Origin of the sequence: Empedobacter sp. UBA1574 (genome assembly GCF_002322895.1) — a bacterium.
GTDB lineage: Bacteria > Bacteroidota > Bacteroidia > Flavobacteriales > Weeksellaceae > Empedobacter > Empedobacter falsenii_B.
Map to the genome: position 1 here is coordinate 19,893 of NZ_DCOI01000043.1, position 15,548 is coordinate 35,440.

A 15,548-nucleotide genomic window follows, 5' to 3' on the forward strand; every position below is an offset into this window, starting at 1 on the left:
CTTAATTATATTCGTACTCATAATTAATAACATACATTAACAAAACAATGAAAACAATTAAGTTCTTCCATCCGGATGAAACATTTAATTATAATATTGAAAAATCGTTATGCAAAGTCGTTTTTCAAGGAAATAAAAAATGTTTGTTGGTCGAAATACATTCGACTGATGACTTAGAACACGTAGAAGGCGATTCGTTACAAAACGATTTTCCTCAACTTTCTTTATTTATTGATGATTTTCCTTTGGACGTAGAATCTGTAGAAGAATTAAACGGTAAAAAAGTTTCTATTCCTTACGGTTTTGCCGAGGAAGAAGACGAAGAAGGTGAAACTGTGGAAGTATATTACACAACGTTGAATGTTTCGGAAGAAGATTACGAAACAGTAAACAACGAATTAACTTTTAGTGTAAACGATAAAGGAATTTTGACCTTGAACTGGAAAGGTGAAGTGCAAGATTTTGTAGAAGAATCTGAAAAAGATATTCCTTTCGAAATAGAATGTACATTTGAAGAATTCGAATTCGCAGAAGACGATTTTGAATAAAAAAATACGACAAAAACCTCTCAATTTTGAGAGGTTTTTTTAATCACTATAAATTATGAAAAAGTTTACTTTAACTCATCGATTATTACATTGGACAATCGGAATATCGATGATAATGCTTTTCTTAACTGGTTTTTTGAGAATGGAATGGATGAGCAAGAAAAATCTTTCTGCTTTAATTACCAATGAAGTTTCAAAAGAAGGTTTAAACATTTCTGACGCTACTTTAAAAACAATTGGAAGAAGTTCTTTAGAACCAATGTGGCAATGGCACGAAATATTTGCTTATATCGCTTTAGGTCTTTTTGCTGTCCGAATTGTTTATATGCTGGTAAAGGGAATCCGATTTCCTAATCCTTTGAAAGTCATTCAACATCCGAAAAGTTTCAGGGAATAATTTATATGATTTTCTATTTGTTAATGCTAATTAATATTGTGACAGGATTTTATTTAATGTGGGGAAATGGAACTTACAAAGACCCAATGGAAGAACTGCATAAAACTGCAATTTATTGGTTTCCTATCTTTTTTCTTATTCATCTCATTGGAGTTATTATCGATGAAGTCAATAAAAATTCTGGAATTGTTTCTAAAATGATAAATGGTAAAGATTAAAAATAGAAAAAGACACTTTATAAAGTGTCTTTTTTATTTAAACATTTGATATATTTTATCTTTTTCGTAACCTTCGATAGTTACTTTTTGATCAGTACTATAAAATGTATATTCTCTACGATTATCCGTATCTATAATATAATTCGGAAAAGATTTATTTGACCTTTGCATTCTTGCTTCTTTGAGATTTTTTCGATCCTTATTAGACATCAAAAAAGTCTTTTTATCAAGAATCAAAAAGTAATATTCTTTCTCTAAGAAATAATAGCCACTTGATGATTTTACAGTTAAGATTAATTTATTATCCATTACTTGATAAGTTCCTTCAGCAAAATCATAATTAGCATTATTGATTTCTTTACCGTTTTTATCTAACTCTACAATACAGTTATAAAAAACCGACTTGTATTTGAATTGTTGATTATTAAACAATTTCAATTCAAAGTTGCTATGTTTAAAGATTAAAGGAGTCGTCAATACTAATTTATCTTGCGCTTTTGTATTAATTGCAAGTAAAAATAATAATCCAACCAATAGTTTATTCCACAAATCCATATAACTGATTAACAATTATATAAATTTAAAGAAAATTATTTTCCTTTCATAAAAATCCAAGCCAATAAACCCCAACCGATAATCATAAATAGACCTCCAAGTGGCGTAATCGGCCCTAAAAATTTAAGATTTGCGTTCCAATGTTCTGCGAATGACAACAAATAGATACTTACAGAAAAAACAAATGTTCCGGCAATTAAACACCAAGCTGCAGAACGTTCTAATCCGTTATTAAATTGAAAATACATTCCAACAGCTAACAAAACAATTGCGTGATACATTTGATAACGTACTCCGACTTCAAAACTTGCTAATTTTTCGGCTGGTAAAATTTTCTTGAACGCATGAGCTCCGAAAGCGCCTAATATAACCGCCGTCATTCCGTATAATGAAGCAATTGTCAACACAAGATTTTTCATAAATTATCTCTTTTTATTTTATTCAGATTTCTTTTTTCCGGCAACAAAATCTTTCAGATAATATGGCTCGAAATACGCAACATCTTCAAATGATTTTTGGTTAAATTTTTCTTCCGCAACACGAATCATATCTTTTGCCGATGGAAAAGTTTGTATAAACGTAGCATCTAAATGCGCTAAAACTTCTTGACATTTTTCTGCTCCATCACCCACAAAAATAATTTTCTTTCCTTTCAATTCTTCAAAAGAAGTTTCATCGATTACTTTAGCTTCTGTTTCTGTTAACTGATTTCCTTGCTTATCAAACAAAGCTGTATAGACTTCCATTCGTCTTGCATCAATCATCGGAATGATATAATCGACCTCTTGATTCAATTGTGATTCCGCCAAAATTTGCAACGAATTAATTGCCATAAGTGGAATATCAGATCCATATGCAAAACCTTTGGCAGACGAAACGCCAATACGCAAACCTGTGTAAGAACCTGGGCCTTTTGAAACACAAACCGCCTCTATATCTTTCCAATTTATTTGCGCGCCTTCCACGCACCAATCCACAAACTGATTCAGTTTTTCACCATGTGCATAATTTTCATCACTTTCTTCAACCAAACATAGTTGAACGCCATCTTTAGCAATCGAAACCGAACAATTTTTTGTTGAAGTTTCTAAATTTAAGATTGTTGCCATGTTGCAAAGATACACAAGGAAAATTGATGTATAAAGTTTGAATTTATGATTTTAGAATAGATTTAGAAATATTTATTACACTCTGAAACTCTTTTATGAAAATAATTTTCAATAATTTGATTAATATTTTCTCTATTTACTTCATTTAACCTCTATTTTCCTTCCAACGTTATTGGAACGCCAGCATAGAAATCTAATACTTTTTGTTTAAAAATGTAATTGTATTTCGCTTGCAACATTTGCGATTCTGCAACCATCATATCATTACGCGAACGGTTAAAATCGTATTGATTAATGACTCCAGCATTGTAAGATTTTTGTGCAAAATCGTATGAAATTTTCGCATATTTTACCGCTTCTTTCGACGAGTCGTATGACGCATAAGAACTATTTACTTCGAAATACGCAGATTGAACATTTTTCAGCACATCTTGTTTCGATTGTAGAAGGTCAACTTTTGCTAAATCCTCGTTGATTAATGCTTTCTGAATATTAATTTTATAGGAATATTGATTCCAAATTGGAATACTCACACCAACTCCAAAAACGCCTGTTACATTATGTCCTAATTGCTCTAATAATGCATCTTGACGTAATCTTTTATTGAAATATTGTAGATAATTCGTTCCGAAATTGAAACTTCCTGTCACTTTTGGAAATAATGAAGTTCGCGCGATTTGAGTTTCTTTCGCAGCAACATCAATTTGCAATTCGGCATGTTTTACAGAAGGCTGATTTTGATAAGCCGTTTCTACCACATCATCCAAATTATACAATTGAGACGTTACATTATCTGGAATTTTGACATCAGTTACAGCAAAATTTCGGTAATCATTTAATTGCAACAACATCGCTAAATTGAACAATGCACGCTCTATTTCGATTTGTGCATTTACCACTTCACGTGTATTTGTCGCGACTTCAGATTCAGATTGAGCAACAACAGATTGAGCTACTGAACCAGCTTTGAATTTCTTTTGATTTTGATCCAATAATTGTTTCGAAATAGTTAGATTTCCTACTGCAACTTGTTTCAATTCTTTGTTCAATAAAACCGCCAAATAATAATTTGCAACTTGTAACGAAATATCATTTATCGTCATCGCAGTTTGTACTTTCGACGCTTCTAATTCCAAAGCAGCTTTGTCTTTATTCAATTGAACAACTCCACCATTGTAAATATTGATGCTAGATTGTACGCCAAATGAATGCGCAAATTGATAATATCCCTTTTCTATTGTTGGATTATAAGTTCCGATTGTAAAGTTAGTATCTACATAACCCGAAACCGTTGGCAACCAAGCGTTATAGGTTAATTCTAAATTTTTATTAAAAATTTCTTGGTTGATGGTATTCTGTTGAACAGTCAAATTATTTTTCGAAGCATATTCAATACATTTTTCAATTGTCCATCCTTCTTGGGCAAACGAAGGAAGAGAAGTAATAAATAGTAAAGTAAAAAATAATTGTTTCATAGACTATTCTTGTCAGAAAATTAAAGATATAAAATAAGTCGAATTTCTAACCAAAATGTTACGAAATTCGACTTAAAGTTTTTATTTGGTTAAAATCTTAACCTTTAATTTTTGAAGCAATTGCGAATTCTTCTGCAAAAGCAGCGATTCTTTCTGCAACTTCTTTTTCCTCTGTTGCTCTTTCGTAAGAACTAGACATTGAAATTAAAATTTGGTGAAAGAAACGTTTCATATCATCTTGTGTCATTTCTTTTGTCCACAAATCGATACGCAAAGCCTCTTTTGCTTTATCATCCCAAACAGAAAGTAACATTGCTTTTGTTTCTTCGTGACTAATTCCACCGTCTGGTGCATTCCAAGTCATTTTTTCTGGTACGTGATTTTCGTCCAATTCAATCTCTACCGTAATATTTGTTGTTCTCATAACTTCTAATTATTAGTTTATTTCACAAAATGGTAAACTTTACCATCAATTGTTTTTGTTGTATAATTTGTTGAATTATTACTTTCTAAAGCTGGCTTATATTTAGAATCTTTGAAGATTTTTTGACCATCCATATCATCTAACAAAGCTTTCAATTCTACCTTCGGATTCTCTTTCATGTATTGGCGAATAATTTGCAAACCAATCCAAGCCGCAATTCTTCCTGGAGAATCTTGTTCTATTTCATTATTAAATTTTGAAAATGGACTAACTGCTAAAAAGCGTTTATCCAAAGAAGCATCTGAACTGAATACATAATTTTGCTCCACAAAAAAGTTCCAAATTTGACCTTCGTTCTCAATACACCACTGAATTTGTTCTGGCGTGTAACCAACTTTATATTCGTCTGGTGTATCTGTTAACAATGCATCTTGCAAAATCAATTTCTTCCCTTCATAAATCATTTTATCAATAAATAATTGATTTCTTGGGCTAAATGTTACCACATCATTCGCAATTGCATCAACAGCTTGAGAAGGCAAACGATTAAAATCTAAATTTGTGCGTAAATAACGTTCTACGCCAATGCTATCATATAATTTATTCTTTGACCCCAAATACGCATCCATCGCAATAAACATCAAGCCAGATTGCTGACTAAACATCACAGGATAATCTATATTTTGTAAACCTGATGAATAGGTATAAACCGTCGGAATTTTATATTCTGGAAAATAAAATTGGTAACGTTGAAACATCGGAGTTAACGATTCATTTAAGTTTTTAAAATCTCCAAAAACCTTTCGAGATTGTCCATAAATACTCAATTCTTCTTTATTACGACGTTGACTTTCCCATACATCATCCGCAGTTTTTGCATCAAAAAAGAAAGGATAATCTTTTCGTAAAGTCGCTAAAGGAATCGAATCGTTAAAAAAATCTTGGCTGATATCATGAATATTCAACTGAACATTTTGTTCTTTGACATCCACTTCCCACGATTTTTCTTTTTTGCACGCAGTAAATAAAATTAAACTCGCAAAAGCTAAGCCATATACAAATTTCATTGCTTGGTTATTTAGCTAACAAAAATAGTAAAATAATCTGTAGTATTTTCAACCCTAATTTTTTTCATAATCTGCTATCTTTGAAATAAATTATTAAACTATGCAAACTGAAAAAGTTGTAGAATATATTGTTTCTTGGTTGAAAGATTATTTGGAAACAGCGCACCAAAAAGGCTTTGTGATTGGAATTTCGGGCGGAATTGATTCGGCTGTAACCTCAACACTTTGTGCGATGACAGGCTCCCCTTTACTTAATTTGGAAATGCCAATTCATCAAGAAAAAAATCAAGCGGATAGAGCAAAACGTCATATTGAATGGTTAAAAAATAAGTTTTCGTCGCCAATCGATTCGATAGAAGTTGATTTAACCTCAACTTTTGATGCAATGGTTTTGGCTTTACCAGAAACGGAAACAACGGATAAAGTGAATTTAGCCTTGGCCAATACACGCTCTCGTTTGCGTATGACAACACTTTATTATTTTGCTGGTTTACACAATTATTTGGTTGCAGGAACAGGAAATAAAGTCGAAGATTTTGGCGTTGGTTTTTATACGAAATATGGTGATGGCGGTGTAGATCTTAGTCCAATTGCTGATTTGATGAAATCGGAAGTGTATAAAATTGCTGAGTTTTTAGGAGTTAATACAGATATTCAAAAAGCAAAACCAACAGATGGTTTGTTTGGTGATGATCGTTCGGATGAAGATCAATTAGGTGCAAATTACGATGAATTAGAATGGGCAATGAAAGCGAAAGAAGCTGGAAAAACTGCAAATGAATTTGAAGGTAGAGAAAAAGAAGTATTCGAGATTTATTCCAGATTAAATCGTATTAACCAACATAAAATGGTTCCAATTCCGATATGTGATATTCCTGAGGAGTTGATGAACTAAGCGGTAAGCACAATTAATTTTTTCAATATAAAAGCAAGCGAAAGGTTGCTTTTTTTTATTTTGATGTGATGTTGAAACGAGTTCAATATGACTTACGTATAAATGTCATTCTGAATAAAACGTTAGTAGAATGAAGAATCGAAGATTCCTCCTAACGTCGGAATGACATTTTCTTAGTTTACACTTGAATAAGTCAAAAAGATAAGAAAAACAAAAAACTCAGTAATACTACTGAGTTTTTTTATGTTGTAAATAATATGCTATTGCGATATATGCGAGGGAGATTCCGGATAAGTTTGCCATTAAATCGACAAAATCAAAACTACGATGAAGTGATGTTAAAATACCTTGCAAAATTTCGATAAGAAAACTTACCAAAAACGGAATTATCATCAAGCGCAGAGTTGTTATTTTGTATGCGACAAATAACAAAATCGTCATCATCCCAAACATTCCACAATGTACAATTTTATCTAAATTATCAATCTCCAAAAAGATTTCTAATTCTTTGATTGTGCTTAATTTCGAGAAATTTTCTTGTGGAAGTAGCGTCAGATAAAACACCAACGCTACATATGCAAAGAATATTATTTTTTTTGTCTTATGCACCAATTAATTCTCCGTAAGCAGCTGCGTCTAATAAAGCATCTAATTGAGAAGCATCTTCAATTTTTACTTTGATAATCCACCCTTTTCCGTAAGGATCAGTGTTGATTAATTCTGGCTCACCTTCTAATTCAGTGTTAAATTCTACAACTTCACCGCTAATTGGCATAAATAAGTCAGAAACTGTTTTTACTGCTTCTACTGTTCCAAATACTTCTTCTTGACCTAAAGTTTCTCCTTCTGTTTCTACGTCAACATAAACAATATCTCCTAACTCTCCTTGTGCGAAAGCTGTAATACCGATTGTTGCTACATCTCCTTCTACAGAAATCCACTCGTGATCTTTACTGTACTTTAAATTGTTTGGAATGCTCATAATGTTTGTTTTATTGTTTTTTTAATTTCCGAATGTAAAGGTAGCACTAAATCCGGCACGAATTTGAGAAATTGGAAAAGCTGTTGAAATTTTATATTTACTCATCATCTGATCCCAATAGAATCTCAAGTTCAAATTCTTACTTACGTTATAATCTGCCGTTATCTTAAACGTCATAATTCGCTGTCCACCTGTAATTTGCGAATCTCCATAAATACTTGTTGGTACGTTTGGATTTTGTACGTCATCAAAGTTATAAATTACTTTTCGAATTGTTGTTTGATTATCTCTTAATGAGAAATCTCCACGAATATTTAAGTCACCTTTGATTGTTTTCTGATTTCCTTGGTAACGAATCTTCATTTTGAAATCTTTGAAAATATACCCAAATCCAATAATATATTCAGATCCATAATCTTCTGTATACGTATAATTTGTTGTACTTAATGATAATAAACGATCTCTGTTATATTGTGCACGTAATTGCATACTGTTACGGAATGTTAAATCCACTCCCAATAATGGTGAAAATGATTCGATCATCGTAACCGCTCCATATAAATTCTGTGTATAGAAGTTTCCGTTTTCATCTTTACCAGTCACTTGTCCACCACCCATAATTCCTGTATCTAACATAAAGTTTGGATTGGACTGAATACCAGTTGTTGTATATGTCGAATTATATGAACTCGAAACCTCAACATTATCAAAATATTTATTAATAATTGGAACAGATTTCAATCCTGTGTACGTTACGCGCCAATTCGGAACTGGAATAGAACGATTGTACCCTAACTTAGACGAACCTGCATCTTTTCCTTGGACTGCCGCTAAAAAGGCTGGTAAAAGTACATCAGAACTTCTTGCATTAAATCCTTCATAATAACCCAATCCATCAACATTTCCACTACCTCTTTTCTGTGCTAAACGTCCAGAAATAGTTTTAGTATTTGTTAGGAATTGCTCAAAAATTGCATCTCCATCTTTGAAAGCTGTTTTGATATTAACAGTTGAAATATTAAGATTTGCTAATTCATCGATGTAAAGATTTTCGACTGCTAAATTAAATCCTGAATGATAAATACGACGATCTTTTGTGCGTTTTGCATTCAAATCAATTCGTAAATCTGGAATAGGCTCAATTAAAGCAGTTCCATTAAAATCAGAACCTTTTGTAATTTGATACGCATCTGTCATCAATTCATCACCAACAATCAATCCTCTTTCGACTAATTGTCGTTTGATATCGAATTGCGTTCCATAAACAAAACCTAAAGTTGGTCCATTTTTACCATCAACACCAAAGAAACCTGGCTCATACAATAATCCTGGAATTACAGCTCCATTTGTCTGATTATACGTAAAATTAGCACGCTTTAGTGATGATAAAACCATCCAACCATAATCTTTTGCTGTAAATTTATGTTTGAATTTATAAGCTGATTTCTTATTTGTACGACGTTTTTTAGCAAATAAATTTGTATAAACTGTATTCAACGAATCTATTTCTGCTCGACGTCCTTTTAAGATCGAATCGTAACGTTTATATCCTTTAAATTCTGGATAAAATTTTGCAAAATCTAAATCTCCCATCAAGTTGATCGAATTCGAGTTTTGAGCTGTACCTCTACCTAAATTCGCAATTCGTGTTGATGTAGAACCATCAGGATTTGTAACTTCTGTCTCAAAATTTCTGTAAGCTGTAGAAGTTGCAATCCAGTTATAATTCGAAGTAAATCCAGCTTCAACATTCATCCAATTTAAATATGGGAAGAATTTTAAAGGTAATTTATAATTCACCTGAAATTGTTGATCATACTGAACTGGACGTCCAATTGTGAACATATTTTGCCAAATCATATCTTGATCTGCACGCTGGAAAGTTGTTCCATCATTCAATGTCATTGTCGAAGATGTTAAATCTAAACGCAACGATTTTGTCAAATCAAAACCTAAATTATATTGCCAATTGAACAAGAAATTGTTACTATATGTCGGACGAATTAAACTCGATGAGCTTCCTCCACCTAAATATTGACTGATATCTCGATATTGTCTTTCACTGTAGGTACGCGCAATCTCTGTACGGAAAGAGAAACGTGTTGGCAAAGGATTCACATTAAATTCACGAATAAATTGTAAATATTTTCCTGATTCCTCTTTTGGTTGAACCGCACGCCATTTTTTGAAAGGCTCGTACGATTTTCCTCTAAATCCGTAATTATAATTAATCGACGCTCTTAATTGTTGGTTGATGTTATATTGCGTGTAAATATCACGGTAATAATTATCCGAATACATCATCGAAACTGAAAAGTTAGATGGATCATAGAAACGAACAGGGTTGTTGTTATTTGTTGATCTAACTTTTCGAATATTATTAAAAGCAAAACTTTTGAACTGCGTATAAGTACGAACAACTTTTTCTAATTCAGCTTTATTAGGCGCTTCATCAAAAATAATATCATTGTCTAATGGATTATATTTTGGATCGACAAAACTTTCCTGAATTGTAAAATCGAACGGAATTTCCATTCCCCATTTCTTTGGTAAGAATTTGTCTAATTTTACTTGTGCATTCAACGCATATTGTAATGATTCGTCCTGATTACGATTTGCAGGACCTTGATCTATCGCACCAAAACCTACAGAACTTGTGCTTCCAGAAACTTGTACATTCGCAAAATCACCTAAATTGAACTGCACATTTGCTGAAGCTGCATAACCACCTTGGTTATCAATTTCGCTTAAACGAAGTTCATTTACCCAAAGTAAAACTTCTTTATCAGACGGTCCAGAAGTGTTACGAACCCCAATCATAATTGAAGAGACATTACCCAATGTTGGACGACCTTTTACATAAACCGTTTTGTTTGGATTCTCTTGATCAAAAGCAAAATTGAAACGTTGCAATGTACTGAAACCATCAGCATCCCTTTGTTTTTTAGCATCTGTAAACAAATCTGTATTCAGATCGATAAAGTTTTCATCTGGCCAAACTGTGCTTTCTGTTGCAGAACTTTGTGGCGTATATTTCAACGGCATTTCATATTCATAGTAATTATCTGTATAATCACTACCTACACGAATAAATAATTTTGTACCATTATCAATCGCATTTGACGCTCTATCTAATAAGTTTTGAGCAGATACAAACATTTGCAACTTTTTGTATCGACGCAAATCTAAATTTGTATTCTTAAAAATAGCTTTTGAAGTACTTCCTGGTTTAAACTTCGCCTTCAATGTCATCGAAGCTTCGTTCTGAGATTGATATCCCGTTGTTCCTTGAGTTTGTTCACGATAAACTCCAGGAGGAATCATATAACGAGGACGATCTGTACCATTTCGTTCGATACTTACCTCACCAATTTCTAAATCATCAATATTTTTATCCTCCTCATAACCTTCTTGATTACTAATGATATAAGGATAAATGTTTTTTGTATAACGACGCCATTCAGAACGAACTAAATCAAAAGTACCAAAACGTAGAGTTGTTTCTTCCTCGAAACCTCGCATCACCATACGCATAAAACGAGCAGCTGTTAACACACTTTCTGCTTGTGCAATAGACGCATCATTGTTTAACTCTTCTACTCCATCTCCGTCAAGATCTAAATCAAAGTTATCAACAGGAATACGAACTTGATACCATTTTACATCATGTTTCGTTTTGTCAGGAAATTCTCCCTGAACCGTTTTTCTTGCAACAATAAATTTATTGTTTGGATCTTCTAACGTTTGACGGTTAATTTTTAATGTATACTGATTATAGTTTTCTGTCTGATCTAAATTGAAATCACCATTAATATCTTCTGTATCTGGCGTTAAAGATGATGCATGTAAAGGATTATCAGTTGAATTATTTCCTTGTGGATTTCTGAAATAACGGTAACGATCTTGAACCGTATTCCCGATTGATGCACCTCTAAAGCGATCATCTAAGAAGAATAAATAATTATCATTTGCAGGATCTAATTCTCCTGTCACTAAATTATTACTCGTAATTCCATAACGTTGCGCTTCTTCCTCATCTGTTAATCCATTATAACCCAAATCTTGTTGTTTTCGGGCAGCTCCATCCGTATCAAAAGCATATAAAATTGGATTTAACTGAGGTGTTAATCCCCATTTAGAAGCAACAGTCGCCGCACCATTTCCAGAATGAGGCAATCCATTTTCGTACATCATTTCGCCGTCTTTTAAGACGTCTTCTGAAACATTTCCTAAATGTACCAATAACTCTCCTTCTCCACCTTTTCCATCTGCATAAGGATCCATCATCCAAAACTCGATGTATTCCACATTCGAATCTTTGAAGTTAGAAACTGAAATAGGACGCATAATTGCTCCCCAGTTTTTCGTATCTACTGCATTTGGATTAACATTATAAGGTCCACGTTCTTGCGGATAGAATGTCATATCAAATGTGCTGATGTACGAATTTGTACCAGCCATTACATCACGTTGATCAAAAAGCTCTTTTAACTTAATGCGACGTGCCATGTGTGTTGACATTTGTTGATCTGTTAAAGGCGAACTTCCTCCCATACCATAAAAACGCGGATCAATAGAATACCATGATAACATACGACGACCATTGTTGAATGATAAATCGTCATTTTTCATTCCATTTGGGAAGAACGGGTGGTAACCAGAAGCAGAATATCCAGCAGGTTTTCCTGGTGTTGATCCAAATTTCCATGAACTAACATCTAATAAACTAATGCGCGATTGTGCATCTTCGAAATCGTCTATATAAGAATAACCTCCTGTCACTTTGTTCATTCCTGGCATCAAATAAGCCGCCTCTGCCTGAACACTAATGTTCGACATTTGGTCCGTTTTGATTCCCGGAATTTTATTTGTTAAACGAGTTAACCACTCAGCTTCTGAGTTATATTGTGTATTAAGTCCAACAATTGTGTTATTCACAGGTTCTGAACCAAATTGTGTTTTTTGCGTAACTGGACGTTCTTGGTAATTAATTAAAGTTCCGCCTAACATAAACTTATCACTAAATTTATGCTCGACATTAATTCCCATGAAACGTTTTTTCTGTAAATTAAATGTAGATTGATTTTCTAAAGAAACATTAATTGGTGCTCCAGAATTTTTCAATTGTTCATTAATGATTTTTACACGCCCCAACTGATAATCTACCGTATAATCTACGCCTTCCGTCAACGTTGCTCCACCAGAAGTTACTTTAACAGAACCTTGCGGCACATTGAAAGCGCCCAACGGAATACCATCTGTCACCGTTCCTTTGTAACGACCTTCTAACGTATAACGATTAGCTAATTTTTCGCCAGAAAGTGTATTTGGTAATTGACGATAAATTTGATTAAAAACATATTCTTCATTTTGACCTTTTAATTTATTGCTCAAATATTTACCAAAAGGTTCAACAGAAGTGAAAATAATATTTCCTCTTTCTGTATCAATTGTTAACCCTGGTTGAAAATCAAATAAACCATCACCTTTACTTCCGTCAGGATTTTGTTGTAATTGTCCGTTCGAATTTAATCTATCCATGTTCAGAACTTGAATTAACGATTGTTCTGAAACAGCAGAATTTGGTAAGTAATTTAATTTTCCAGAAGATTGTTCACCATTATCCTTGAAATTAATATTCATCAAAAAATCTTCACTCGAAACACCATAAGCATTTAACGAATAAATATTTTTCATCATCAAATCCCACATTGGCGAAGCCACATTAACTGCAGAATTTGGTTTGATTAATTTCGCAATAATTGGTTTATCTGTCTCGCTCGACATTTGTCCAACTTTGTATAATTTTGTCGGATCAGAGCTTAACGAATATTGAAACGAAACCGCTAATAAATCTTCACCATCAACCAAAGGCGTATTCAAGGAAATGTATCCTAATTTTGGATAGAAAGTGAATTCGGAAGCATCAAGTTTACGAACATTTTCGTTGACGATAAAGTTTTCTCCATCCTGAAATTGTTCTCCATTGAAAGAATATCCGTTCAAATAACTTCTTGCATCACTAATCTTAGTAAAACCTTGAGAATTAATCTCATTAAATAAGGCATTACTACTATTTTGAGGCGCTGTATCACCTTCTGCAATATCTCGCAAAGCGATAATAGAACGTCTATTCTGTTGATTCCCTCCAGATTTATCAACTTTCCAAACCTCAATATTACTGATATTGATATTACTGTTAACTGCAGGATAATTTGCTAACGCTCTATCGTAACTATTTCTAAAAAATTGACCTAAGAAAAAGTGTCTATTGTATTCATATTTTTCGGCAGCGACTTTAAAATCAGTCATCACACCGCCACCTTGAACCACAATATTTTTAGATTCCGAACGTTGTTCTGAAAAGACAGCCGATACATTTGTACGACCGAATTTAAGATCTGTTCTAACTCCAAAAAGTGATTGCGCACCTGTAATCAACGAAGTACTAAGCGGCATCGAAATATTACCAACCTCTATATTTTGTAGAATATCATCTTCTCCTCCAAATGGATCCAATTTATTCCCCAAAGCCTTTCTCCACTGAAGTTTCATTTGATTTTCGAAGCCAAAACCAGCTTGCGTATCATAATTCACTTTCATCTGAAGATTTTCTCCGACTTTACCCAAAATACTCAATTGCATACGTTGATTAAGATCCATTGTAAGCGTTTGACGGTTTTGTGGCAACAACATTGGGTTATCTATCTTTTGCAAGAAAACACCCAATTCTAAATTTGCATAACCTTGCGGAATCAATGAGATTTCTGATCCACCAAAAATAGTTTCGAAAGCTTTCGATTTCACCTTAAAACTTGGTAAAATACTTCCTTCTTTTTTTCCTTCCTTATCTCCAAAACGTTCTTCACGATAAAATTGATCGTTGGTTTGAGATTTTGTACGGAAATAATTTTTCATGTCTTGATTCTGAACCAAAGTCAGGTATTCTTGACGTGTCAAATAGATAGGTTCGGAAACTAAACTTGTTCCAATTTGAGGATATAAAATATACTGACGCTTTATCGCATCATATTGTACATCGTATTTTATTTGATTATCTAAAAACAATCCACCTTTTTGATCTCGGATAGGAAACTTAAGCGTATCACTTTCCTGAGCCATAACATCGCTCATAGTTCCCATTGCAAAAAGGAAACACAAAGCTGCTATAGTAGAGCCTTTACGAATAGTTTTTGGTTCGTTATGAATCTTCATTAAATTTTCTTCAAGGTTTCTTTTACTAAGAATTCCACGTCTGCATCTGGCTGATCTTGTAGGATTTTGTCCATAATTTTCTCTGCAGATTTTTTAGGAATTCCTAAAACTTCTAAAGCAGATAACGCTTCATTCTTAGATTTATTTTTAACCGAAGTAGAATTAACATCTAATATTAAATTTTGATCCAATTTATCTTTCAAGTCAATGATAATTCTTTGCGCTGTTTTAGCTCCAATTCCTTTTACACTTTGCAATAATCTGGCATCTTCTTGAGCGATTGCAGTTGCAATTTCTTTGGAAGAAAGTGTCGAAATAATCATCATTCCAGAAGCTGGACCAACACCGTTAACACTAATTAATTTCTGAAAAATTTCTCGTTCTAGTTTTGTTGCAAATCCATAAAGTATATGCGCATCTTCGCGAACGATCAAATGTGTAAAAATTGTAACCAATTCTTCGTGTTCTAAAGTAGAATATGTATTTAGTGAAATATTGACCCAATATCCGACCCCATTGCAATCTATTACAGCATTTGTTGGATAAATCTCGATTAATTTACCTCTTAATTGTGTTATCATTTTGACGTTTATTTAGTTACACTACATATAGTGATAACGTCAAAAATACGATTTATTTTGTAAGGATGAAAGTATTGATTTT

At 33.0% G+C, this 15,548-nt stretch carries 14 protein-coding genes; 4 read left to right on the plus strand and 10 right to left on the minus strand.

Going from position 1 to position 15,548, the window contains the following annotated elements; all coding sequences use genetic code 11:
* The first annotated feature begins 47 nt into the window (after positions 1 to 47).
* Genes B3578_RS13950 through B3578_RS13960 form a run of 3 tightly spaced genes read left to right on the plus strand, consistent with a single transcriptional unit; the run spans position 48 to position 1,163 of the window.
* Positions 48 to 548, plus strand: a complete 501-nt coding sequence (locus B3578_RS13950) for a hypothetical protein (protein WP_291049667.1) — start codon at positions 48 to 50, stop codon at positions 546 to 548.
* A gap of 55 nt (positions 549 to 603) precedes the next feature.
* Positions 604 to 945: a cytochrome b/b6 domain-containing protein gene (locus B3578_RS13955; RefSeq protein WP_257468027.1), complete on the plus strand. Its 342-nt coding sequence runs from the start codon at positions 604 to 606 to the stop codon at positions 943 to 945.
* A 23-nt stretch (positions 946 to 968) separates the two neighbouring features.
* A complete protein-coding gene (locus tag B3578_RS13960) occupies positions 969 to 1,163 on the plus strand; it encodes a cytochrome b/b6 domain-containing protein (protein ID WP_257468028.1) in 195 nt (64 codons plus the stop codon).
* Between the two features lie 33 nt (positions 1,164 to 1,196).
* Here B3578_RS13960 and B3578_RS13965 read toward each other — a convergent pair whose 3' ends face one another.
* The 6 genes from B3578_RS13965 to B3578_RS13990 all read right to left on the minus strand — a co-directional run bounded on the left by B3578_RS13965 (position 1,197) and on the right by B3578_RS13990 (position 5,793).
* A complete protein-coding gene (locus tag B3578_RS13965; RefSeq protein WP_280051220.1) occupies positions 1,197 to 1,718 on the minus strand; it encodes a hypothetical protein in 522 nt (173 codons plus the stop codon).
* Between the two features lie 35 nt (positions 1,719 to 1,753).
* Positions 1,754 to 2,137 carry a DUF423 domain-containing protein gene (locus B3578_RS13970; protein WP_280049058.1) on the minus strand — a complete coding sequence of 128 codons (384 nt, stop codon included), beginning with the start codon at positions 2,135 to 2,137 and terminating at the stop codon, positions 1,754 to 1,756.
* An 18-nt stretch (positions 2,138 to 2,155) separates the two neighbouring features.
* Complete coding sequence (gene tsaB / locus B3578_RS13975) at positions 2,156 to 2,827, minus strand: tRNA (adenosine(37)-N6)-threonylcarbamoyltransferase complex dimerization subunit type 1 TsaB (RefSeq protein WP_038335034.1); 672 nt, start codon at positions 2,825 to 2,827, stop codon at positions 2,156 to 2,158.
* A 152-nt stretch (positions 2,828 to 2,979) separates the two neighbouring features.
* A complete protein-coding gene (locus tag B3578_RS13980) occupies positions 2,980 to 4,302 on the minus strand; it encodes a TolC family protein (RefSeq protein WP_291049676.1) in 1,323 nt (440 codons plus the stop codon).
* Positions 4,303 to 4,399: 97 nt separating this feature from the next.
* Positions 4,400 to 4,726 carry a gliding motility protein GldC gene (gene gldC / locus B3578_RS13985; RefSeq protein WP_038335027.1) on the minus strand — a complete coding sequence of 109 codons (327 nt, stop codon included), beginning with the start codon at positions 4,724 to 4,726 and terminating at the stop codon, positions 4,400 to 4,402.
* A 17-nt stretch (positions 4,727 to 4,743) separates the two neighbouring features.
* Complete coding sequence (locus B3578_RS13990) at positions 4,744 to 5,793, minus strand: gliding motility protein, GldB (RefSeq protein ID WP_219033845.1); 1,050 nt, start codon at positions 5,791 to 5,793, stop codon at positions 4,744 to 4,746.
* A gap of 100 nt (positions 5,794 to 5,893) precedes the next feature.
* Here B3578_RS13990 and nadE point away from each other — a divergent pair, with 100 nt between their 5' ends.
* Complete coding sequence (nadE, locus tag B3578_RS13995; RefSeq protein WP_286495309.1) at positions 5,894 to 6,688, plus strand: NAD(+) synthase; 795 nt, start codon at positions 5,894 to 5,896, stop codon at positions 6,686 to 6,688.
* A gap of 228 nt (positions 6,689 to 6,916) precedes the next feature.
* On the opposite strand, the gene B3578_RS14000 is transcribed toward nadE, so the two are convergent.
* Genes B3578_RS14000 through ruvA form a run of 4 tightly spaced genes read right to left on the minus strand, consistent with a single transcriptional unit; the run spans position 6,917 to position 15,466 of the window.
* A complete protein-coding gene (locus B3578_RS14000) occupies positions 6,917 to 7,297 on the minus strand; it encodes a VanZ family protein (protein WP_221854263.1) in 381 nt (126 codons plus the stop codon).
* Positions 7,290 to 7,670: a glycine cleavage system protein GcvH gene (gene gcvH / locus B3578_RS14005; RefSeq protein WP_038335019.1), complete on the minus strand. Its 381-nt coding sequence runs from the start codon at positions 7,668 to 7,670 to the stop codon at positions 7,290 to 7,292. The genes B3578_RS14000 and gcvH overlap by 8 nt, the downstream gene beginning before the upstream one ends.
* Before the next feature lie 21 nt (positions 7,671 to 7,691).
* Positions 7,692 to 14,885 (minus strand): cell surface protein SprA, encoded by a 7,194-nt coding sequence (gene sprA, locus B3578_RS14010; protein ID WP_291049685.1) that lies wholly within the window; start codon positions 14,883 to 14,885, stop codon positions 7,692 to 7,694.
* The gene (gene ruvA, locus B3578_RS14015; RefSeq protein ID WP_219033851.1) at positions 14,885 to 15,466 is read right to left on the minus strand and encodes a Holliday junction branch migration protein RuvA; all 582 of its coding nucleotides are present in this window, start codon (positions 15,464 to 15,466) and stop codon (positions 14,885 to 14,887) included. The genes sprA and ruvA overlap by 1 nt, the downstream gene beginning before the upstream one ends.
* Between the last annotated feature and the right edge of the window lie 82 nt (positions 15,467 to 15,548).